Origin of the sequence: uncultured Campylobacter sp. (genome assembly GCF_937997595.1) — a bacterium.
Classification (GTDB): domain Bacteria; phylum Campylobacterota; class Campylobacteria; order Campylobacterales; family Campylobacteraceae; genus Campylobacter_B.
Map to the genome: position 1 here is coordinate 1 of NZ_CALKTS010000079.1, position 1,788 is coordinate 1,788.

Here is a 1,788-nt window from a genome sequence, read left to right on the forward strand (position 1 = left end):
CGATCTGCGCGGCTAGATCGAAGGTCGCGCTTGGCGGCAAAAGCCCTAAATTTGCGGCTATGATGCCAAGCACGATCTCCATAGGCGAGAGCGGAATTCTAGCTAAGCTAGCCAAAAAGGGCGAAGCAAAGATCAAAAACGATAGCGCGATTAGGACGTAAATTTCATTCATAAGCTTTGGCCTCGCATCCTTTTAGATTTTCTCCGCACTGTTTTAGAATTTTTTCGCATCTTTCTAGCATTTTCTCTGGCTGCCCAGGGGCTTTTCGTATCATTTTAAGACCTCCTTTCGGGCGCTTTATAGTTCTTTGCGCTGCGAACAGAGACGAAATATGCGCAATTTTCGCTCTTGTACCACAACACAGGCAAACCGAAAAGCCGCTTTTTGCGCCCGCAAATCTCGCCCGGATTTAACACGAGCGTGCCGTAAATTTAAATTTTGCGTCGCTAAAGTGCTTTGATTCACTGCCATGTGGCAATAACCCACCGCCGCACATTGCCGATACGCCACCGTAGCGTTTTTATCTATCGATACATCGCGCCAATCCGTCACTGCGGCGTTTCGATTTTTCATCGCGCTGTTTTGGTGCGCCGGTGTGCTGTGGCAATCTGCCGTTACGCTGCGATCATTTGCCGATGTGCCGTTTTTTGATATACCCCGTTTATCAGCAAGCCCTTTCGATTCGTCGCTGCTGTATCGTCGGTAATCCATCGATGTGACGTAGCGATCCGCTACCGTAGCGAAAAAACTGGTGCGGTCGTAAATTTTAACGTATCTGAGTGGCGTTTCGCAGCCCTCTCTCGCGGAGTTTGGCGGTAGGACGAAATTTTGCGATGAGGCGGAGTTTTGCGAGGAGGTAAAATTCTGAGGCAGCACGGAATTTTGAAGTGAAGCGGATTTTGCGCTCGGCGCCGTGAGAATCGTACTTTTATATGTCGCCGCAAAGTTTAAATCCTGCGTGGCTTGAGCTGCGGAATTAGAATTTTGAATGGAATTCCCGCTGAGATTTTGGATAGAATTCTTACTGCTGCGTAGCGTAGATTTTAGATTGGGTGCGGCGAAGCTCGGAGAGAAATTTTTGCTCGAGATAAGAGCGCCTGGAATTTGATTAAGGATTGCGGGCGCAGAATTTTCGCTTTGGCTTCGGTCGGAATTTTTGCCGCAATAAAGGGTAAAATTTTGTGCGTCGTAGCTCGAGCTTATCGTAATAAAGCCTCGATACGCCGCCGTCAGGTAATTTTTATCTACGATGGGATTTACAGCCCCTATTTTTGTGACGGGGCTTTGATATGCCACGCCGCTTGCGACCCGTATCGGCGTAGAATTTCTCGTAGCGCCCGAGTACGGGTTTATGTCTAAATCTGCGGCGGAGAAATTTGATTTAGAATTTCGGACGGAATTTTTGCCTTCGTCGTTTGCGTCCAAGCCTGAACTTACAGTCAAATTTAAGCTCACGCTCGGTGCGGTTAAATTTGCCGAGCAAGCCGCCGTTTTAGAATTTGCGATTAAAATTTCCCCGCGATCCGCTCCGTAGCCTGAGCCTAAATTCGTGCCGCGACTTACTTCGTCGCTAAAGCTAGAATTTTTGACTAGGTCCGCGCCGTAATCCCTGCGAAAATTTGCCGCGCGATCCGCGTCCGTACCCACACCCAAATCCGCGTCTAAATTTAATCCGTCTGCTTCGTTTTGCGTCGCGGGTTCTTCGTCAAAGAGATAAAACGGATGGTGCATGATTTTTAGTCGCAGCCCGGCAAACTCCGTGCAGAAGGGCTCACTCCGTAGGTTGA

Annotated in this window: 1 protein-coding gene; it reads right to left on the reverse strand. The window is 48.8% G+C overall.

Translation table 11 applies throughout. The features are described 5' to 3' along the window. Positions 1 to 298: 298 nt before the first annotated feature. Positions 299 to 1,788: hypothetical protein (locus tag Q0614_RS02830; protein ID WP_298786393.1), on the reverse strand; the 1,490-nt coding region annotated here is incomplete at its 5' end.